The organism is Nocardioides sp. T5 (assembly GCF_048161455.1).
Lineage (GTDB): Bacteria > Actinomycetota > Actinomycetes > Propionibacteriales > Nocardioidaceae > Nocardioides.
Map to the genome: position 1 here is coordinate 4,032,168 of NZ_CP182415.1, position 20,639 is coordinate 4,052,806.

Consider the following 20,639-nt stretch of genomic DNA (forward strand, 5'->3'; position numbering starts at 1 on the left):
CCCGTCAGACGGATGTTGTCAGCCTTCGTAGTCCCAGTCACGCGGATCCGGGGGCACCCCAAGCGCGCTCGGTTGCGGTCCTGTAGAGCAACTTCTCGTAACCGTCTGCAACGTCATCCCACCGGTAGCGATTCGCAGCGTGCGATTGCGCGTCCCGGCCCCGCGATCGCGAGGCGTCGGCATCCAGGTCATCGGACTTAATTGCGATCGAGACGTCTTCTACTGAACTGAAGAAGCGGCCGTGGCCGGCGGTAACTTCGGTGTTGAAGTCGACATCGAATGCGGTGACCGGCGCGGCACATCCCATTGCCCGAAGCAGCGACGGGTTGGTGCCACCGACCGAGTGACCATGCAAGTAACTGCGGCAATTGGCGTAGAGCTGATTGAGCAGGTCTTGGTCCCACACCCCACCCAAGAAGCGCGTGTCTGAGTCTCCAGCCGCCTCGCGGACCCGTGCCATGTACTCGTCGCCGTACGGAGCTGTGCCTACGACCACCAGGGGGAGCTCCGAACCGGACCCCGCGTAGCCCTCGACAATCACGTCGACGTGGTTCTCGGGCTCCATCCGGGCAACCACCAGGTGGTATTGCCCCTGGGTGAGGTCGAGCTCGCCCAAGCGGTCGGACCCAGGGTCAATGATCGGCGCGCCATAGGCGATGAGGTGGCTCTCACGGCCGTACTCGGCCTTGAGGTAGTCCGCGATCCCCTGCGCATCAGCGATGAGCGCGAGACCCGATCGTGCGGCAACCCGCTCGGCCCGCTTGTAGTACTTGGCACCCAGGCCGGCCCACTTCGCCCGTTTCCACTCCAGACCGTCCATGTGGACCGCGGAAGGGATGCCGGCGGCCTTGAGCCATCCGATGAACGGGGCGTTGCCCGCGTTGAAAAGGATGGCTGCATCGGGTCGCTGCTTCATCGCGTGAAGGACCGAGAGACCGGTGTGGCTCAAGGTCTCGAGCGACCGCCTCTTCACGGCCGGCAGGTGGACGAGTTCCATGCCCAGGTGGGTCTTGATCGATGTGTCGGCGTTGCGGCAGTAGACCGTTACGCGGTGCCCACGCTCGACCAAGCGACGCCCGACCTCCTCGACGGCCGTCTCGAAGCCGCCATAAGCAGCGGGAACCCCCCGAGTGCCGATCATCGCAACGTGCAGCGTCTTGGCCTCAGGCACTGCACGCGCCTCGAGGGTCTCGATGTCAATCTTGGTCATTAGTAGGCCCCTTGTCCCCGAGTGACGGCGCGCACGGTGCGCAGCATGATCATGAGATCGCCCGTGATGGACCAGTTGTCCACGTAGGCGAGGTCGAGACGCTCGGCCTCGTCGAACGACAGGTCGCTGCGTCCGGACACCTGCCACAGCCCCGTCATCCCGGGCCGCACGTACATCCGGCGGCCCATCTGGACGGAGTATTGCTCAACCTCGGCGGCGAGGGAGGGGCGAGGCCCGACCAAGCTCATGTCCCCGCGCAGCACGTCGAGCAACTGGGGCAGCTCGTCGAGGGAGTAGCGTCGGATGAAGCGCCCCACCCGCGTGACACGAGGGTCGTGCCGCATCTTGAAGAGGACCGCATCGGACTCGTTGAGGGTGCGGAGGCCATCCAGTCGCTGCTCGGCGTCGACCGTCATGGACCGGAACTTGGTCATGCGGAACGGCGCGCGATGCCGACCGATTCGCTCCTGGCGGTAGAAGACAGGCCCGGCACTGTCGAGCTTGATCGCCACCGCAGTGACCAACAGAGCTGGCGACAGCAGCACCAGGAGAGCGGCCGCGCCAACGAAGTCAAAGGCTCGCTTCCAGATCCGGTCGGCGCCGGCGTGCTGCGGTTCACTCAGGTGCAGCATGGGCATGCCCGAGACGTCATTGAGGTGCAGCCGCGCGGCAGAGACATCGAGGACGTTGGGGGAGATCATGAGCTCCACGCCCGTGCCTTCGAGCTGCCATGTCAAATCGCGCAGGGATTCGTGGCCGAGGTGCTCAGTGTCGGTCACGACCACGGCGCCTGCCCCGGACACCGTGAGGGCCTCGGCGAAGTCCAGGCTGGCGGACATGACCGGAATTTCGCCAGTTGAGCCGTCGAGGCGGGCAACGGGTGCGTGGGCGTCCGGGATCCACACACCTCCCACGGCGTATCCCGCCGTGGGGTGCTTGTCGAACCAACGCGCCAACTGGGTGGCGGACCGCGCGCCGCCGACGACAAGAACCTTCGTCGTGGCCGCGCCGTGGGTACGCGCTCGGTGCAGCCCCACCCTGGCGAGCTTGCGCTCCACCAGGAGGCCGACAAGCCCGAGCGGAAAGGCCGTTGCGAGGTACAGCCGTGAGGCATCGATCTGGAGGGCCAGCGAGATCATGGCGAGCACGGCAAAGACGCGGAACGTCGCGACGATCACTCGCCGATATTCCTCGGGTCCATGCCCGACAACGATTGGGCTCCGCGACTGGTGGATCTGAAGGGAGATCCACCACACCGCGGCCAGGACGAGTCCTAGCGCTGGGTACGAAACGCCCAAGCCATCCACCTGCGGGGCTGCAGTCGACCCGAACCGCACCAGCTGAGCGGTCCCGAGTGCGATGCCCAGGACGAAGAGGTCGCCCACCAGTAGTGCTCGCGCATGCCGCCGGCGCCACTCCGATGCGTCACTCGCCTGGCGGTCGACGACCTGAATCGATCGGCGCGCTACGTCGGGCCGAGGCCGAACGACCTCAGGCACACGGCTCACTACGGACATTTGCATCCCCCACGGATGACTTGGACCCCGAGAGGGTTCCCGGGAACGACGTCAACCAACCCCTGACTGACACCCATACGCTAAGCGACAGTCAGGGGTTTCGTGGAAACTTGGACGAAGTTGAAACGTCTGCGGTGTGTGCCGTTGCTCACCCGTTGCGTTCGACCTCACCCCTATGGATGGTCGTAGCCATCGATGTGGGCGGAGCCATCCTTATGCGGCGGGCGAGTGACCCGAACGGACTACTGGCAACCGGTCGGACTTTGTTTTTGCCAGAATTCAACAACTCTGCTCGCCCACCCCTCACAATGGCCGGATGGACGCTCGTCAGGCCGAACTGCTCGCGCAGGCCGATGCCCACGATCTGGGTCGCCGACTGCGCTCGATCCGCGTTGCTCTAGGGCTCACCCAGGGCGAGGTGGTGGGCGACACCATGTCCGTCGCCTACCTCTCGCGCCTGGAGACAGGTGCCCGCCGACCGACTGTCAAGGCGCTCACCGCCCTTGCCATGCGACTCGACGTCACCATCGACTCATTGCTCGAGACGGACACCGAGCCCGGGCAGGACTCCGACGAGGTACGGCTCGCACTGGACTACGCCGAGCTGGCGCTCGAGTCGGGTGAGGCGGCCGAAGCAGCCCACCACATCGACACCGCCTTGAGCGGTCTCAACGACAGCGCAGGTGCGGGTCTGCGGGAACGCGCCAAGCTCCTGCACGCCCGCTCGCTGGAAGCAAGCGGCCGCGAGGACGACGCCATCATCGAGCTCGAGACACTTCTCGAAAGCGATGCCCTCAGCGGACTCGGCCTCATCAAGGCCGGCATCGCCCTCAGCCGCATCTACCGCGAGACCGGCGACCTGGGTCGCGCCATCACGTGCGGCGAGGAGGTGCTGGCACAGCTCGACGTCGCCGGGCTGAAGGCGAGCGACGAGGCGGTGCAGCTCTCCGTCACCGTTGCGGCCGCCTACTTCGAGCGGGGCGACACCGCCCACGCCGTCCGATTGTGCGCCAAGGCCATCACCCAGGCCGAGACGCTCAATTCACCGCGAGCCCGGGCCTCGGCCTACTGGAACGCCAGCGTGATGCAGGCCAACCGCGGCGACATCACGGCGGCGGTGCCGCTGGCCGAGCGCGCGCTCGCCCTGCTCGGCGAGGGTCAGGACGCCCGCAACCTGGCACGCCTGCGAGCCGAGGTGGGCCGACTCCAACTGGAGCTGGAGCCGCCGGCCGTGGACGACGCCCGCAACAACCTGCAGCAGGCCGTCGCGGAGATGGAGTGGAGCAGCGCCACTCCGATGGACCGTGCGTGGACCGTGCTGGGTCTGGCCCGAGCAGCGTTCCTCACCGGTGACCATGACGAGTGCCGTCGCCTGCTGACGGACGTGCACGCCACCTCAGACGGGCAGTCACCGCTGGCAGAAGCCGAGGCACTAGCCCTCGAGGGACGGATCAGTGCGGCGAGGGCCGACACCGGCGAGGCGGCGCGCTGCTACCAGGCCGCGGTTCTCAAGCTGTCGAGCATCGGAGCGGACAAGAGCGCCGCACAACTGTGGTTCGACCTCGCCGCGCTCCTGGAGAGCGTCGGCCTGGTCGAGGCCGCTAGCGACGCCTACCGTCGCGCCGCGGCCTCGACCGGGCTGCGTGCTCGCACGACCGCTCCGGCGGTTGCGCACGAGCTCACGTCGTAGGAGCGGGGCTCAGCAGCACCAGATGTTGCGCATCTGGACGTCCTCGCGGGGCGCGGCGACGGCGGGAGCAGAGGCCGTGCCGGCGATGCTGGCGAGGGCGGCGGCGGCGACGACGATGCGAGCGATGTTCTTCATGGGGTGACTCCTTGGGGTGGGGTTGGGCTGACCGAGCGTGGCAGCGAACCGTCCGCTCGCGGCGATTGTGTCAAAAATGCTGCGGAGCCGCGTCGGGTCTGGCAAACTCAGTCAAGACAGATTGGCAAACGCCCCCGCTGAGATGTCTCGCTCGCGAAGTGCCCCCACCTCCGAGCCAAGTAGATGCGCTTCACCCCACGGAGCGCCCGGAGCCCCCCGCACCCCACGCGGGGGGCCCATTTTTGTCGTACCCCGGTCTGTCAGGACGACCACGCCTAGACATCCCACGGCTCTAACGCGTCAAGCGGCGGCGGGGTCCACGGTGGTGGTGCGGTGGGCCCATGCGGTGTGTTCGTCGTAGGGGGTGTGGTGCTTGAGGCAGCCGTGCAGGACGCCGACGAGTCGGTTGGCAAGGGCGCGTAGGGCTTTGTCGTGGCCGTCGCCGGCAGCGCGGTGTGCGTCGTAGAACGCCCGGGCGCCGGGTGAGGTGCTGAGCGCACAGAATGCTTGTTGTCTCAGGGCGTCGCGCAGTCTCTTGTTGGTCTTGTAGCGGGCGAGCACGACGTGGCTCTTGCCGGAGGCCTTGGTGATCGGCGACGTGCCGGCGTAGTTCTTGCGGGCCTTGGCGTCGGCGTAGCGGGTGGGGTCGTCCCCGAACTCGGCGAGCACCCGGGCGCCGAGCACTGCTCCGAGCCCGGGTTGGGATCGAATCAGCTCAGCGGCCGGGTGTCGGCCAAAAGAGGCCTCGAGCTCCTGTTCCAGCGTGGTCGTGGCCTGGATCGAGGCGCTGAGGACCCCGACGAGTGCGGCGACGCTGGCACCGAATGCATCGGCGACCAGGGGCGGCTGTTCAAGTTGCTCGCTGCGCAGCGATGTATGGATGTCCTCGGTGCGCTGGACCAGGTAGCGGCGTCGTCCGCCACGGCGCAGCGCGGCCGTGATCTGGGTCCGGGTCAACCGCCTGCCTCGAGCCGGGGTGGGCGCGATCGCCAACACGGCGAGCGCATCGGGGTGGGTGAGGTCGTCGAAGGCCGCCAGCGCAGCGGGGTAGAACTCCCGCAACGTCGAGCGCAGCTGGTTGGCCTGCTGGCCCCGCATCCAGCACAGCGACTGGTGCGAGCGGGCCAGGACCTTGATCGCTTCGGCCAGCTCGGTGTCGCCGGCGATGGGGCGGTGCCGGTGGGCGTCGGTGCGGACCAGGTCGGCCAACACCCGGGCATCACCGGGGTCGCTCTTCGCCCCCGACGTCACGTGCCGTTCCCGGTAGCGGGCCACCGACATCGGGTTCACCGCGTACACCAGGTAACCGGCAGCCAGCAGCGCCTGGACCCACGGCCCGCGGTCGGTTTCGATCCCGACCACCACCTGTGGCGGCTGCTCAGCACCGCTGCTGTGCTTACCGATCAGCTCATGCAGCCTCGTGATTCCGGCGACTCCCTCGGGCAGCCGGCCGGTGGCCAACAGCCGTCCTTCCTCGTCGAGGAGCGCGATGTCGTGATGCTCCTCGGCCCAGTCGTTCCCGACGTACAACCTCATCGGCTCTTCTCCTGTCCCCTCGACCTGTCGTCGTCCACGAGAAGGTTTGCAGCGCCCTAATGGATCAGTGCTCACCGCCACTGCGGGGCCCGTCATCCCACCAGCCGTCCCTACCTTCCCGGTCAAACCGGTGGGGGCACGATCTAGGCGTGGATCTCAATGGATCTGGGTGACCAAGTGCTCACCCACCGGCTGGACTCAGCACCACCATGACCGAACGACACGGGGTACGTCCCCATTAGGGTGGCGCTCATGCCCAGCACCGACGAGCTTCCGCGCCGCGCGGCAGCCGTGGTCGCCCACATCACTGCCTTCGGCGTCGTGGTGCCCGTGCAGGCCAGCGACGAATTACGGCAGCCCATCAAGGACGCTTGGCGTGACGCTCTGACCGATGATGGCCCGACGACCGACCCGGTCGACGCCATCGGGCCCGACGTCGAGAGCGCCCTGCACCATCTGTCCCCCGCCGTGACGACTGCCGCAATCGACCAGCGAGCCGGCGAGCTGGTCATGCTGCACGCGGCTGCCCTCGCCGATCCGAACAGTGGGCAGACCGCGGTGCTGGTCGCTGCCTCGGGCACCGGCAAGACCACGGCATCGATGACCCTTGGCAAGACGTTCGCGTACCTGACTGACGAGACGGCGGCTATCACACAAGCCGGCGTCGTGCTGCCCTATCGCAAGCCCCTGTCGATCATCGACGGCGGACACTTGAAAAAGCAGATCGCCCCGTCCGACCTGGGTCTGCTGCTGACCGAGCGAGAGTGCCAACTGGCAGCCCTGCTAGTCATCGAGAGAAGCCCGGACCACGAAGGCGAACCGGTAGTCGAGCTTCTCGACACGGTCGACGCCATTGCGGCGATCGCACCGCAGTCGTCCTACCTCCCCAGCATGGAGAAGCCCCTCCACCGACTGGCCGAGCTCATCCATCTCGTCGGCGGCGCCCGCCACGTGCGCTACTCCGAGTCGGCCGACCTGGAGCCCGTACTTGCCCGGCTCCTCGCGGTGTCGTCGTGATCATTCGTCGCGGCGTGCTGACCGACCTGTACGTCGAGGACGACCGCAGCGTGGTCATGGTGGCCGAAAGTGTCCTCGGCCTGTCCCCCGTGGCCACCGCCATCCTGGAGGCGGTTCCCGAAGGTATGACGGCCTCCCTGAGAGCCGTCACCGATCACGTGGTGGCGACTCTCGGCCCGCCCAACGAGGGCCCGTCTGCCGATGACATCACCCGCCAGCATGTCTGGGACCTGGTGGCGCACGGGGTCCTGGAGGTCGTGGACGAGGGTGGTTCGCTGCGTGAGGCAAGCCAGCCCCTATCCGACGGGCAGCCGGGCGCCGTTGACGCCGAGGACTCAGCGTTGGCCGTCAATGCCCTACGTGAGGCACTACGCCATCTGCGTTCCAATGCTCCGGGGCGCTGGCCCGCCCCGGCATCAATAAGCCCTAGCGCCCTGGTGAGGGCGGCCCGACTGCATCACGTCGTCCCGTACCTCGCGGGCCACCTCGATCGACTCGACCTCCCGTACCAAGCGAGGTCGCAGCTGGAAGCGGTGGCTAGTCGCCAGCACGCGGGGGCCACCATCCTGGCGGCCGACCTGGCCGTGGCCATGGAAGCGTTGGAGGGCGCCGGCGTACGGGCCCTCGCGTTCAAGGGTGTGTCCCTTGCTGCGCAGGCGTACGACAACTACCTCATCCGAGGGGCGGGCGACCTCGACCTGCTGGTGTCGCCCGAGGAGCTGACCGACGCCCACCTCGCGCTGTGGCAGGCAGGTTGGAGGCCGGCAGCGGGCTACCCCGTCCCGGACGTTTCCTGGGGGTGGCGGCACTTCGTTCGTACGGGGAACGAGCTCACCTTGTCGGGGCCGGGGAGCGACATCGACCTTCACTGGGATCTCGCGCCGACACGTGGCACCTTTCCCGACTTCGAGACACTTTGGTCGCGGCACGCGGTCGTATCGGTGGCCGGCCACCCCATACCCACACTCGCCGCTTATGACGCCCTGGCGCACTCGGCCGGGCACGCGGCGAAGGACGGATGGCGATGGTTGCGCAGCTTGGTTGACGTTCACACCCTCATGGCCGACCCCCAGACCTGGCTTCAGGCGGACCGACCGCTGCGGAGCGACCAGCTACTAACAGTGGGGCTGGCAGCCCGTCAGCTCGGAATGCCAGCCGAGGTGCCTCTCATCGTGAGCCTTGCAGCAGGACGAGTCGACGACACGACTTTGGAGCGCGTCCTCTTGCAGCAGCAACAAACTGCGCCCGAGCACCGGTCGGCCGCCACCCCGGGGGTCGAGTTCCTCCAGAGGCTGCAAACAATTCGACTCACGAGCGGGACGGCGACAGAAGCCGCGCGATTGTTCGGCCGTAGCGCCCTTCCGCCGTGGCTCACCGCGCAGGAGCCGTCGGCTCGAGCGTGGGAGGCCGTGCCAAAGGTCCTCGAGCGCAGACTTCGGGAAGTCCTGCGCAAGGGGCTGGCACGGCGGCACGCGACGCGCGCCTGACGAATCAGTGGCTGTGTGCGCTGCCGCTCGTCCACTCTCGAGGGTCAATCGTCCCGATCGCGACAAGGTTCCCCTTGGAGTCGCGAGCCATCAGAGTGGCGCCCACCTTGCCCTGGGAGTTGTCCGTTCCCTGGAACTGGACGTGGATGTTGGCCGTCGTTCCCTGGGCGATGTCGGGGCCTGCATACGTGGCGGATGCGGTGGCGACCATGGATGCCTTCGTGATCGAGGACGACCACGATGCGGCGGGGGAGAAACTCGAGACCACGACAGTTGACAGTTGAGCTGTCTTGCCGCCACCGGTCTGCTCATAGGTGAACTGGACCTGCAGGCCCTTGAGGGCCATGTTGTTGCAGACCACCGACAGGTCCCAGGACACGTACTTCGTACTGCCGTCACCGTGCTTCACAGGCGTGATCGACGAAACCGTGGCCGTCGGCAGGATCGCCGTACCAGGCGTGGCCGCAGCGATGTTCGGCGTCGCGACGACGACGGTGACCGCCGAAGCGGACCACGCTGCCCCACGCAGCGCGGTCCGACGGCTGATGCCCGAAGACGGGCGTGACTGACTGGTGAGCTGATCGCTCATTCTGGTGCCCCCACCTGAAGTTGTGAGTGGTCGCCCCCGACCACTGCCGGTCAGCATCTGCCGTCCGGGTGATCGGAACGCTATACATCGAAACCTCCGACCCCGCCGCGTTTTACTGGAAAGAGGGTTTGGTCGCTGAATGTTGTACTTCTCCACGGGCACCCCCAATCGCGGGACGCCCCTCGCACGGGGACCTACGATTCTGGAGACGTCCCGGCTATCGGAGGGGGAGCCGTGGAGCTCGCTGACTACCTGCGCATCCTGCGCAACCACTGGATCGCCGTGACGGCGTTCGTCCTGGTGGCCGCGCTGGCCGCCTTCGGGTGGAGCAGCCTCCAGCCCAAGGTCTACGCCGCCAGCTCGTCGGGGTTCGTGACCTCCGGCGGCGGTGGCGACCCCGGCCTCGACAGCCTCAACGACTCGCTGTCCAAGTCGCGCGCGGCGTCGTACGTCGTCCTGGCGAAGGACCGCGAGACCGCGTCGCTCGTCATCGACGACCTCGGCCTCGACACCTCCCCCGAGGGCCTCGTCGGCAGCATCGACGCCGCCCAGACGCCTGACACGGTCATCATCTCGATCACCGCCCGCGCCGGCACGCCCGAGGAGGCGCAGCAGCTCGCCGACGCCTGGGTCGGCGCCCTCGCGGAGCGGGTCAAGGACATCGAGGCCGGCAAGTCCAACGGCGGCCAGGGCCAGGGCATGCGCATCGAGGTCTCCGAGTCCGCCCAGCTCCCGACGAGCCCGGTCTCCCCGCAGGTCGAGCGCAACGTGCTCCTCGGCGCCGTGCTCGGCGCCCTCCTCGGCCTCGGCTACGCCGTCGTCCGCTCGCTGCTCGACCGCCGCATCCGCTCCAGCGAGGACGTCGAGCGCGACACCGGCGTCCCCGTCGTGGGCTCGGTGCCCGACGTCGGCAAGGCGCCCGGCATCTTCGTCGGTACGTCGACCGGCACCGCCGCGCTCGCAGCCGAGGGCGTACGCCGCCTCCGCACCAACCTCTCCTACATGGACGTCGACAACCCGCCCCGCGCGATCGTGGTCACGAGCCCCAAGCAGGGCGACGGCAAGTCGACCGTCGCGGCCAACCTGGCCGCCGCCATCGCTGGCTCCGGGCAGGTCGTGACCCTCGTCGACGCCGACCTGCGTCGGCCCACCGTCGCGGCCACGGCCGGGGTCGACGACACCGTCGGCCTCACCGACGTGCTGACCGGCCGCCTCGAGCTGGCCGACGCCCTCCAGTCGCACCCGACCATCGAGGGCCTCCAGGTGCTCACCTCCGGCTCGCGCCCGCCCAACCCGAGCGAGATCCTCGGCTCGCAGGCCATGCGCGGCGTCATCGCCGACCTCACGGCCAAGGGGATGCTCATCATCGACGCTCCCCCGCTGCTCCCCGTGACCGACGCCGCCGTCGTCGCCCACGCGGCCGACGGCGCCTTCGTCGTGGTCTCGGCCGGTCGCACGCTCGACACCGAGCTCGACAACGCCCTGGGCCACCTGCGCACCGTCAACGCCCGCCCGCTCGGCATCATCCTCAACCGGGTGTCGAAGCGCACCGTGGGCGCCGGCAACTACGGCCACTACGGCTACGGCACCGACGACTACGTCGAGAGCAGCAGCCGCCGCAAGACCAAGGGCTGACCCGAGGACCCATCCAGTCCGGGCGAAGGTCTGGTCCAGCGGACCAGACCGGTCGCGGGTCGGATCAAGGTTTCCCGCACGTTCCCAACAGCCCGGCTGCAACGCCCGGAAGTCGACCTACGCTCGCCGAACCGGCCCGTGGGGGTGCCGGCTTTCGCCGATGTGGGGGTGCACCGTGTCCGATCCGACACGCATGGGATCGACCGTGCTGAGCAGACGGGCCGCCGTCCGCGGAGCCGTATGGGCCCTGCCCGCGGTCACCGTCGCGACGGCCGCACCGGCCTTCGCCAACACCTCGGGACGGCCCGTGATCACGGAGCTCGTCGCCTCCTACGTGCCCGGCCAGCCGGAGGAGCTCACCGTGTCGGCGACCGTCACCGGCTTCGACGCGAGCTATCAGCTGGCGCTCACCATCCCCGCCGGGCTCTTCGAGAGCGTCGGCTCGGCGACGGCCTCCGGGCCGACCAGCACGGGCCTGGACACCAGCCACACCGTGCTCTTCACCGGCACCACGTCCGACTTCCGGGCGAAGCTCATCCTCGGGTCGCAGACCGAGCTGCCGTGGCGAGGATTCCACGGTGCGGCCTTCACCCTCAGCGCGATCGCCCTGTCGGGCGCCCAGCAGTCCGACCCGACGCCGGCGGCCGTTCCGCCCTGCGACATGCCCACCGCTCCGCTCAGCACCGAGGCGACCGCGGCCGCCACCCTCGGGCGCCTCTCCGCCTACGGCATCGCTGCCGACTACGGATACCCCGGGGTCATCGGGAGGATCGTCCTCGTCATCTCGGTCCCCAAGGTCGCCGGCGCAACCAAGCCCGAGACCGCGGGCATCCACAGCGCATGGACGCGCACCGACGTCGTCGAGGGGTCGGACAGGTGGCTCTACCGCTTCACGACGACGCAGTCGCACCACACCTCCAGGACCGGTCCGCAGGCCGGCAACTCCGACCGCGGCCCCGCCCCCGATGTCTCCGGCGGAGGTCACTACGAGTTCTGGGCCGACATGCAGGGCATGCCGCCCTCGCTGGTCAACAGCGACGCGGTGTTCAACTTCTCCGTCGAGGGCGACGCTGATGCGCGGTTCTGGCGGCTGGGGACCATCATGGCCTGAGGGGCACGGCTCAGCGGGGCAGCAGCACGCAGACGCTGGTGCCCTCGCCCAGGGTGCTCTCGAGCGACACCACCCCGCCGTGGGCCTCGACGATGCTGCGCACGATCGTGAGGCCGAGACCGGTGCCGGAGACCTGGCGGCGGCGGGCGTTCTCCCCGCGGTAGAACCGGTCGAAGACCTGCTCGACCTCGCTCGCGTCGATGCCCGTGCCCTCGTCGGTGACCGTCAGCACGACGTGCTCCGCGCGCACGGCCAGGTCGACCGTCACGACGCAGCCCTCGTGGCTGTAGGCGATCGCGTTGCACAACAGGTTGTCGAAGACCTGGCGCAGGCGCATCCCGTCGGCGACGGCCGGCAGCGCGTTGGGCACGCTGGTCGAGATCCGCACGCCCCGGCTGTCGGCGTCGAGGGAGGCCGCGTCGACCGCCTCGCACAGCAGGACGGCCAGGTCGACGCGGTAGGGGTCGACCAGCGGCGAGCCCGCCGAGACCCGCGTGGTGAAGAGCAGGTCGGCGACCAGGTGCGAGAGCCGCAGCATGTTGCGCCGGGCCGCGGTCACCTGCTGGGAGCCCTCGGGCGTGACGTCGGTCGACTCGTCGAGCAGCTCGAGGTAGGCCAGCGCCGCCGTGAGCGGCGTACGGAGCTCGTGGGAGATCGTGGAGACGAACTCGTCCTTCACGCCCATCGCACGGACCAGGTCGGTGACGTCGTGGTAGGCCAGCACCGCGCCCGTCAGCTCACCCGAGCGGTCGAGCACCCGGCGCGCGGAGACCGACAGCGCCCGGCGCGAGTGGGGGTCCTCCCCCACCCACAGGCGTACGTCGTCGAACTCCTCGCCGCGCGTGGCCCGCACCGACGGCATGTCGGCGTGGGCCAGCAGCCGCTGGTCGGCGTCGTAGGCGAACCCGGCCTGTCCCGCGCGGCCGTGGTGGCCGTCGGGGAAGGCGAGGTCGAGGAACTCCCGGTGCCGGCCGTTGGTGGCGACGTAGCGGCCCTGGGCGTCGATCTGCAGCAGCCCGACGGCGACGCCCTCGAAGACCGCCTGGGCCGTACGACGATCCGCATCCGCCGCGGCCTCCGCGGCGTCGAGCCGGTCGACGAACGCCTGGCGCTCGCTGAGGTCGACGATCTGGGAGATGAAGTGGATCGGGGTGCCCATCGGGTCGCGCAGCAGTGCGACGGACAGGTCGCCGACCAGGATGCTCCCGTCGGCGCGGAGGTAGCGCTTGGTGATCCGGTAGGAGCTGATCTCCCCGGCGAGCGTCTGCGCGAACAGGCGCAGGTCGGTGTCGAGGTCGTCGGGGTGGGTGATGTCCTGGAAGGACAACGTGGCGAGCACGTCGGCGTCGTGGCCGAGCATCTCGCACAGCGCGACGTTGGCCGTCACGAAGCCGCCCGACGGGGACACGATGGCCATCCCGACCGGCGAGTGCTCCATCGTCAGGCGCCAGAGCTCGTCGGTCTCGAGCGCGGGCGCGGGCGCCATCTCAGCGACCATCACCCACCTGCTCTCTCCACGACACAGCCCGAAACGCGGCGCACAGCCCGAACGGCCACGGTAGGTCGCGCGCGGCCCCGCCGCCGGAGGTGTGGGGGAACAGTGGCGAAAATGAGAGGAACGCCCCGCACTGAGCGTGCGGGACGTCCCTCCTGCGGTCTGGACCAGTCGTGCTCAGCCGACCACGACGAGATTCCGCTCACGCTCCAGCTCGGTGGTGCGGGCGCTTGCCTCGACCGCTCCCTCGCCGCCGGTGAAACCCAGCAGGACGAGGGGGATCGAGGCGAGCGACGGCAGGATGCGCGTACGCAGCCGCTGCCGCTTTGTCGCATCGACCCCTGCTGTGGTCCACGTGAGGCTGCCTGACTCGATGCGCTGTCGGGTGACCCGACAGGCCCGCCCCGGCAGTCCCCGCGTCTCGGCGTAGAGCTCCTCCTGCAGCTCGGGCGCTGCGCGGCCCTGGAGCACGAAGCCCAGGAGCCGGGCGAAGTCGTCGGGCTCGAGCGGCGGGATGGCGACGATCGCCTCACCCCGGGTGTCCTCGGACTCGTCGATAGCGGCGACAGGCACGAGCATCAGCTGATCGCATGCGCGGGCCCGGGCGTGCAGCAGCTCGGCCAGCCCGCGGCTCCAGCGACCCTGGTCGGGCAGCAGCTCGATGGTCGTCCGACCGTCGAGCGCGAGGCCGTGGTCGGCGCCGGTCATCCCGAGCGCCCGGCCCGCCTCGCGGGCGACGGTGTCGCGGCCTGAGCCGGCCTCGCCCGCCAGCCACACCACTCCGCCCTCGCCCTCGGGGTCGATCAGCCACGCCATCGCACCCGAGACGACCTCCGCGACCTGGGTGTCGCGGCCGATGACCGTCTCGCGCGGCGGCCACTCGTGGCAGCCGCCGACGACCTCGAGGTAGAGCGCCCGCGTCTGGGGCGCCGGGTCGACGCCGTAGTCCTCGGCGAGTCGCAGCCGAAGCCGCTCGAACTCCTCGACCGGCTTCGCGGCCTCACCCATCGCGTACCAGGCGCGCATGAGGGCCCGCGTCGAGCGGTCCGTGACCTCGATCTCCGCCGCCCGCTGCGCGAAGGCCAGGGACTGGCGCCAGTCCGCGCACCGCCCGGCCGCCTCCGCGCCGTCGAGGAGGAGGTCCATCCGCTCCGCGCGCAGCTCGGCCCGCGCCTCGTGGAGCCAGGCGCACTCGCTGCCCGTCACGTCGAGGTCGCCCCCGTAGAGCTCCTCGGCCTCCCGGACCGCCTCGACGATCCGCGCAGGGCCGCCGTCCACCCGGCCCGCGTCGACCCGGGCGCGCATCGCCCGGAAGGCGTCGACGTCGACCCACGCGTCCAGCAGCAGGCCGTGGTCGGCGCGGACGATGCTCTCGGTCCCCAGCACCCGACGTACGTGGGAGACGGCCGTGCGGAGGCTGGTGCCGCCTCGGACGGGTCCGGCGGCTGGCCAGAAGAGGTCGACCAGCAATTCGCTGGGCACCGGGGTGCCGCGCGACAGCGCCAGCACCCGGAGCAGGTCGAACGACTTCGCCGTCCGCCAGGCCTCCGCCTCGACTCCTGCTCCTTCGCGATCACGCACACACGTGCGTCCCAGCAGCCTCACGGCAGGCCGCCCGTCATTCGGTTGGTCCATGCTTCCCCCCGGTCGCACTCACTTCCCGGTGTCGAGGGTGCCCGGGCTCCGTCCGGCCGCGAGGCGTTTCGGCCTGCTCTTACCCCATCCGGGGGTAGTTGCCTAGACCGGCCCCGCAGATTTCACGCGCTGTTCACGCAACGGTTTCCACACTGCCCGGACGTGGCCGAGGGGCCTCGTGCAGCCCGCGAACGGGCCGGAACGGACAGGGGAGTGGGGATCATGAGATCGACGAACACGAGAAGGGCGACCGGGTTGAGCGGGGCCCGGGCCGCACTGGTAGGCGCGCTGGCGACCGCGCTCGCGGTCACGGGCACGACCGGCATCGTCGCTCCGCCCGGGGCGAGCGCAAAGGACACGAATCCGGACTTCGTGCTGATCGAGGAGGACCTCGAGCACATCCTCAAGCAGATCCAGATCGCCGAGGCGCACGCCGCCGGCGGGCAGCTGCTCTGCGCGTCGCGGACGGACACCACCGGGAAGTGCGTCCCGGACCCGGCACTGCCGCTGGGCCTCCGGACCGTCGACGGCTCCTCCAACAACCTCCTGCACCCCGAGTACGGCGCGGCGGACCAGCCATTCCCCCGCACGTTGCCGGTCCGCTGGCGCCGGGCTGAAGCAGTGCCGCCCGGCGCGCCCGGCAACAACCCCGCCAACACCGCCATGTGCGAGGCGGGTGAGACCTGCTACGCCCAGAGCCAGGGGTTCGTCTACGACTCCGAGCCGCGCATCATCAGCAACCTGATCGTCGACCAGACCCTGGCCAACCCGGCTGCTGCGAACGCCGCCGCCAACACACCCGGCTCGACGGTCGACGCCGACGGGAACGTCTTCATCCCCAACACCGCGCCGGACGAGGGCCTCTCGGCCCCCTTCAACGCGTGGTTCACCTTCTTCGGCCAGTTCTTCGACCACGGACTCGACCTGGTCAACAAGGGCGGCAACGGCACCCTGGTCGTACCGCTTCGCCCGGACGACCCGCTCTACGTCGAGGGCAGCCAGACCAACTTCCTGATGCTCACGCGTGCCACCCGCTATCCCGGACCGGACGGCGAGGTCGGCACCGAGGACGACGTCCACAACAACCAGACGACGCCGTTCATCGACCAGAACCAGACCTACACGTCGCACCCCTCGCACCAGGTCTTCCTGCGCGAGTACGAGCTCCGTGACCACGACGACGACCCGGCCACCCCGGACGCGCCCGTCGACACCGGGCGACTCCTCGACGGCACGCTGCCGGGCGGCGGCACCGGCGGGCTCGCCACGTGGGCCGACGTCAAGCGCCAGGCCCGCGAGGTCCTCGGCATCGACCTGGTGGACCTCGACGTCCTCGACGTCCCGCAGGTCGACGTCGACCCCTACGGCAACTTCGTCCCCGGTGACAACGGCTTCCCGGTGCTGCAGATGACCGACGGCACGGAGGTCGAGGGCGACACGGCCTCCCCCGCGCCCACCGCGGACGCGGCGGGCACCAACCACGCCTTCCTCGACGACATCGCGCACGGCGCCACGCCGGACCCCGACGACCTCAGCGGCTACGACAACGTCGCGCTGGGTGAGCACTTCGTCACCGGTGACGGCCGTGGCAACGAGAACATCGGCCTGACCTCGGTCCACCACGTCTTCCACTCCGAGCACAACCGGATGGCCCAGGCCATCGAGGACGTCCTCGACAAGCCGGAGAACGCGCAGCTCAAGCTGGCCTTCGAGGGCAAGGCGAACACCTACCAGGAGCTGCTGGGCGAGGAGACGATCCCGGACGGCCCGGAGGCCGACGACTGGTCCTACGAGCAACGGCTCTTCCAGGCCGCCCGCTTCCCGACCGAGATGCAGTACCAGCACCTCGTCTTCGAGGAGTTCGCCCGCAAGATCCAGCCGGCCATCGACGCGATCGTGCTCAACGAGAACAGCTACGACGCCACGATCAACCCGGCGATCGCCGCGGAGTACGCCCACGTCGTGTACCGCTTCGGCCACTCCATGCTGACCGAGGACATCGAACGCAACCTGCCCGGCGTGACCGGCGTGGAGGACGTGAGCCTGCTCGACGGCTTCCTCAACCCACGCACGTACGACAACGACGGGGCGCTCACGCCCGACCAGGCGGCCGGCGCCGTCATCAACGGCACCACCAACCAGGTGGGTGGCCAGATCGACGAGCACGTGATCGACACGCTGCGCAACGACCTGCTCGGGCTGCCCCTCGACCTGGCCGCCATCAACCTGGTCCGGGCCAGGGACGCGGGCGTCCCCCCGCTGCAGGTGGCTCGCAAGACCTTCTTCGAGGAGAGCGGCGACCCGATGCTGGAGCCGTACGACAGCTGGGTCGACTTCGGCCTCGGCATGAAGAACGGCGACAACTTCGGGCGCGCGTCGGAGTTCCCGAACGCCTCGCTGGTGAACTTCGTCGCCGCCTACGGCACGCACGACACGATCACCGCCGCCCAGACGGTGGTCGAGAAGCGCGCCGCGGCGGACCTCATCGTCAACGGCGGTGTCGACGGCACCGGCGGCCCTGCCGACCGGCTGGACTTCATGAACAGCACCGGCGCCTGGGCTGATCAGGGGGGCGACACGATCACCGGTCTCGAGGAGGTCGACTTCTGGGTCGGCGGCCTCGCCGAGGCCCTCGAGCCGTTCGGCGGCATGCTCGGCTCGACGTTCAACTACGTCTTCGAGAAGCAGATCGAGGACCTGCAGTTCGGCGACCGCTTCTACTACCTGTTCCGCAACCAGGGCAACCAGCTCTTCTCCGCCCTGGAGGGGAACTCGTTCGCCGGACTCATCCAGCGCAACACCGACGCCACCCTGCTGCCGGCGGACATCTTCGCCGTCCAGGACCCCTACATCGACCTGGAGAACCTGCCCGACCCGTGGCCGGTCGGACTCGTCCAGATGGCCGACGGCACGTTCCGCTGGGACGGCGACGAGCACGTCGAGATCCACGGCCTCCGCGACGCGGACGACAAGATCCGGGCCGGCCAGGGGGACGACGCGCTCTGGGGCTATGGAGGCAACGACCGCATCGAGGGCGGCTCCGGCAACGACAGCCACATCGGCGGTCCGGGCAACGACATCCTGACCGACACCTTCGGTGACGACAACATCAAGGGCGGATGGGGCAACGACGCCATCAAGGGCGGGTCGGGCGACGACCTGCTGCTCGCCGGGCACGGTCACGACTACGTCGTCGCGGGCAACGACTTCAAGACGGTGTTCGGCTCGACCGGACGTGACGTGGTCATCGGCGGCAACGGCCGTGACACCGTCTTCGCCGGCGAGCAGGACGACTGGATCGAGGGCGGCGCCCACGCCGACCTGATGCAGGGCGACAACGCCAACCAGTTCCAGGACAACCCGCACGGCGGCGACGACATCGTCGACGGCGGAGCCGGCAACGACGACGTGGAAGGCGAAGGTGGCCACGACATCCTGATCGGTCGCCCGCAGGGCACCGACCGCATGGAGGGCATGCACGGCTACGACTGGGTCACCTACCGCGGCGACAACACCGGCGTGGACGTGGACCTGCGGTTCACGACCCTCCAGCGGCCCGACATCCAGGCCATCCGCGACCGTTTCGACCTGGTCGAGGGCGTCTCGGGCGGCGACGGCAACGACGTGCTGCGCGGCATGGGCACCGAGGTCGACGACGTACCCGACCTGGACGCCCACAAGATGACCAACGCGTCCGTGGACAAGATCGCCGGTCTCCGCGACCTGCTCGACCCGGGTCACTCGGAGAACTACCTGGAGCGCTTCATGAAGCAGCCCGTCGGCTTCGACACCGACGGCGTCAGCAACCTGCTCCTCGGCGGTGGCGGCAGCGACATGATGCAGGGACGAGTGGGTGACGACTTCCTGGACGGCGACGCCTACCTCGACGTCTACGTCACGGTCGACGGCACGCGCTACGACAGCCCGTCGGCGCTCGCGCTGCAGACCGGCATCTTCAACGGCACGATCGACCCCGAGGCCATCGAGTTCCAGCGCGAGATCGTCGAGACATCGAACGTGGGCGACAACGACGTCGCCGTCTACGGCGCCCCGAGCTCGGCGTACGACATCGTGGACCTCGGTGACGGCTACTGGAAGGTGCAGTACGTCAGCGCCGACGCCGAGGCCGAGGAGTCCGAGGGCTCGGACGTCATCCGCAACATCGAGCTCCTGCACTTCGACGACGGCTGCTTCGTCCTCGGGCCGGCGCCGATGGAGTCGTGTGGCGACTTCGGCACCGCCTCGCTCGAGTACGACGCGCCCACGACCGAGGACCAGCCGATCACCGCTCGGGTGGTGTTCGACGGGGAGATCACGGTGAACGACCCGACCAACATCCAGTTCCGCTGGCTGATGGCCGAGGAGGAGGACGTCAACACCGGCGAGGAGTGGCTGGCCGGCGCCGTCCAGGACCCGCAGGACTGCGGGCGCAACGCGGACGGCGACGTCGAGTGCACCGTGACCTTCACACCCGGTGACCTCGAGGTCGACAACCTGCTCCGGGTCGAGGTCACCTTCATGGACGACGGAGGTGTGCTGCGGAGCCTCAAGTCCCCGGCGACGACCGAGATGGTGGTCAACGTCCAGGACCCGCCGGTGCCGCCGGTGCTGAGCACGCAGGACCCGGCCGTCGGCCAGGCGGTGCGCGCCTCGGGCCTGCAGGACGAGGACGGTCTGAGCGAGGCGGGTGAGACCCTCCAGTGGATCTGGCAGGTCGCCGACCCCGGCTCGTCGAGCTGGACCGATGTCGCGACGACACCGTTCAACATCACGGGCTTCGTCCCGCTTCCCGCTCACTCGGGCAAGCGGCTCCGGGTGGTCGCCAGCTACACCGACGACCACGGCACGCAGGAGAACGCCACGTCCCTGCCGACGAACCCAATCACCGGGCCGAGCGACCCGGGGCCGACCGCGCCGTCGGCACCGTTCGCCGGGGCCGCGACGATCTCGGGCCCGGCATCGATCCAGGTGACGTGGACCCCGCCCGTCGACGACGGTGGCGCCGCGATCGCGGGATACACGGTCACCGTGTACGCCGACGGCGCCGTCCGGGGCACCCGGAGCGCCGGCGCGAACGCGACCCGCATCCAGGTCGGCAACCTCGACACCGACCCGGCCATCGCCTACACGTTCCGGGTCGCCGCCCGGAACACGGCCGGGACGGGCGCGGCCTCCGAGCTGATGGGGCCGGTCAGCTTCGGTGCCTCGGGCCAGTCGCCGGTCGTGCCGCCGCCGGTGGTCCAGCCGCCGGCCCAGCCGCCGGTGGTGCAGCCGCCCGTGGTCCAGCCGCCCGCCGCCCAGCCGTCCGCGGTCGCGGTCGACGGGACGCCGCGCCTGGTCGGGACGCCCACGGTCGGGGCGAGGCTCCGAGTGCGGGTCCCCGAGGTCATCACGCCCGGCAGGGCGAAGGTGAAGGTCATCTGGAAGGTCGGCGGGAAGCGGGTCAAGGGCGCGACCGGCAAGACCTACCGGATCACGACCACCGACCGAGGCAAGAGGATCAAGGTGGTCCTGAAGATCAAGCAGCGCGGGTTGAAGGCCATCCGCGTCACCACCAAGCCGGTCAGGGTCCGGCGCTAGCG

General features: G+C 69.4%; 13 protein-coding genes. 6 read left to right on the plus strand and 7 right to left on the minus strand.

From position 1 onward, the window contains the following. Positions 1-37 precede the first annotated feature (37 nt). Positions 38-1,210 carry a DUF1972 domain-containing protein gene (locus ACNKF0_RS19735; protein ID WP_416954514.1) on the minus strand — a complete coding sequence of 391 codons (1,173 nt, stop codon included), beginning with the start codon at positions 1,208-1,210 and terminating at the stop codon, positions 38-40. Further along, complete coding sequence (locus ACNKF0_RS19740; protein WP_416954515.1) at positions 1,210-2,733, minus strand: sugar transferase; 1,524 nt, start codon at positions 2,731-2,733, stop codon at positions 1,210-1,212. The genes ACNKF0_RS19735 and ACNKF0_RS19740 overlap by 1 nt, the downstream gene beginning before the upstream one ends. A 310-nt stretch (positions 2,734-3,043) precedes the next feature. On the opposite strand from ACNKF0_RS19740, the gene ACNKF0_RS19745 reads away from it, so the two are divergent. Further along, positions 3,044-4,417 (plus strand): helix-turn-helix domain-containing protein, encoded by a 1,374-nt coding sequence (locus tag ACNKF0_RS19745; RefSeq protein WP_416954516.1) that lies wholly within the window; start codon positions 3,044-3,046, stop codon positions 4,415-4,417. A 9-nt stretch (positions 4,418-4,426) separates the two neighbouring features. On the opposite strand, the gene ACNKF0_RS19750 is transcribed toward ACNKF0_RS19745, so the two are convergent. Next, positions 4,427-4,552 (minus strand): hypothetical protein, encoded by a 126-nt coding sequence (locus ACNKF0_RS19750; RefSeq protein ID WP_416954517.1) that lies wholly within the window; start codon positions 4,550-4,552, stop codon positions 4,427-4,429. A gap of 300 nt (positions 4,553-4,852) precedes the next feature. Further along, a complete protein-coding gene (locus tag ACNKF0_RS19755; RefSeq protein ID WP_416954518.1) occupies positions 4,853-6,088 on the minus strand; it encodes an IS110 family transposase in 1,236 nt (411 codons plus the stop codon). A gap of 252 nt (positions 6,089-6,340) precedes the next feature. On the opposite strand from ACNKF0_RS19755, the gene ACNKF0_RS19760 reads away from it, so the two are divergent. Next, the gene (locus ACNKF0_RS19760) at positions 6,341-7,105 is read left to right on the plus strand and encodes a hypothetical protein (RefSeq protein ID WP_416954519.1); all 765 of its coding nucleotides are present in this window, start codon (positions 6,341-6,343) and stop codon (positions 7,103-7,105) included. 14 nt (positions 7,106-7,119) lie between these two features. Next, entirely contained in the window at positions 7,120-8,592 is a 1,473-nt protein-coding gene (locus tag ACNKF0_RS19765) for a nucleotidyltransferase family protein (protein ID WP_416954520.1), read from the plus strand. A 4-nt stretch (positions 8,593-8,596) separates the two neighbouring features. Here the strand turns inward: ACNKF0_RS19765 and ACNKF0_RS19770 are convergent, their stop codons facing one another. Continuing rightward, complete coding sequence (locus ACNKF0_RS19770; protein ID WP_416954521.1) at positions 8,597-9,181, minus strand: hypothetical protein; 585 nt, start codon at positions 9,179-9,181, stop codon at positions 8,597-8,599. Between the two features lie 234 nt (positions 9,182-9,415). Between ACNKF0_RS19770 and ACNKF0_RS19775 the strand changes: the two genes are divergently transcribed. Next, positions 9,416-10,816 carry a polysaccharide biosynthesis tyrosine autokinase gene (locus ACNKF0_RS19775; RefSeq protein ID WP_416954522.1) on the plus strand — a complete coding sequence of 467 codons (1,401 nt, stop codon included), beginning with the start codon at positions 9,416-9,418 and terminating at the stop codon, positions 10,814-10,816. 205 nt (positions 10,817-11,021) lie between these two features. Continuing rightward, entirely contained in the window at positions 11,022-11,927 is a 906-nt protein-coding gene (locus ACNKF0_RS19780; RefSeq protein ID WP_416954523.1) for a hypothetical protein, read from the plus strand. A 10-nt stretch (positions 11,928-11,937) separates the two neighbouring features. Here ACNKF0_RS19780 and ACNKF0_RS19785 read toward each other — a convergent pair whose 3' ends face one another. Continuing rightward, positions 11,938-13,425 carry an ATP-binding protein gene (locus ACNKF0_RS19785; RefSeq protein ID WP_416954524.1) on the minus strand — a complete coding sequence of 496 codons (1,488 nt, stop codon included), beginning with the start codon at positions 13,423-13,425 and terminating at the stop codon, positions 11,938-11,940. A gap of 174 nt (positions 13,426-13,599) precedes the next feature. Beyond that, positions 13,600-15,003, minus strand: a complete 1,404-nt coding sequence (locus ACNKF0_RS19790) for a BTAD domain-containing putative transcriptional regulator (protein WP_416954525.1) — start codon at positions 15,001-15,003, stop codon at positions 13,600-13,602. 309 nt (positions 15,004-15,312) lie between these two features. Between ACNKF0_RS19790 and ACNKF0_RS19795 the strand changes: the two genes are divergently transcribed. Beyond that, entirely contained in the window at positions 15,313-20,637 is a 5,325-nt protein-coding gene (locus ACNKF0_RS19795) for a peroxidase family protein (protein WP_416954526.1), read from the plus strand. The last annotated feature ends 2 nt before the right edge of the window (positions 20,638-20,639 follow it).

Coding starts and splice junctions, on each gene's coding strand:
- ACNKF0_RS19735 (WP_416954514.1), bottom strand. CDS start 1,210: ATGACCAAGATTGACATCGAGACCCTCGAGGCGCGTGCAGTGCCTGAG.
- ACNKF0_RS19740 (WP_416954515.1), bottom strand. CDS start 2,733: ATGCAAATGTCCGTAGTGAGCCGTGTGCCTGAGGTCGTTCGGCCTCGG.
- ACNKF0_RS19745 (WP_416954516.1), top strand. CDS start 3,044: ATGGACGCTCGTCAGGCCGAACTGCTCGCGCAGGCCGATGCCCACGAT.
- ACNKF0_RS19750 (WP_416954517.1), bottom strand. CDS start 4,552: ATGAAGAACATCGCTCGCATCGTCGTCGCCGCCGCCGCCCTCGCCAGC.
- ACNKF0_RS19755 (WP_416954518.1), bottom strand. CDS start 6,088: ATGAGGTTGTACGTCGGGAACGACTGGGCCGAGGAGCATCACGACATC.
- ACNKF0_RS19760 (WP_416954519.1), top strand. CDS start 6,341: ATGCCCAGCACCGACGAGCTTCCGCGCCGCGCGGCAGCCGTGGTCGCC.
- ACNKF0_RS19770 (WP_416954521.1), bottom strand. CDS start 9,181: ATGAGCGATCAGCTCACCAGTCAGTCACGCCCGTCTTCGGGCATCAGC.
- ACNKF0_RS19785 (WP_416954524.1), bottom strand. CDS start 13,425: ATGGTCGCTGAGATGGCGCCCGCGCCCGCGCTCGAGACCGACGAGCTC.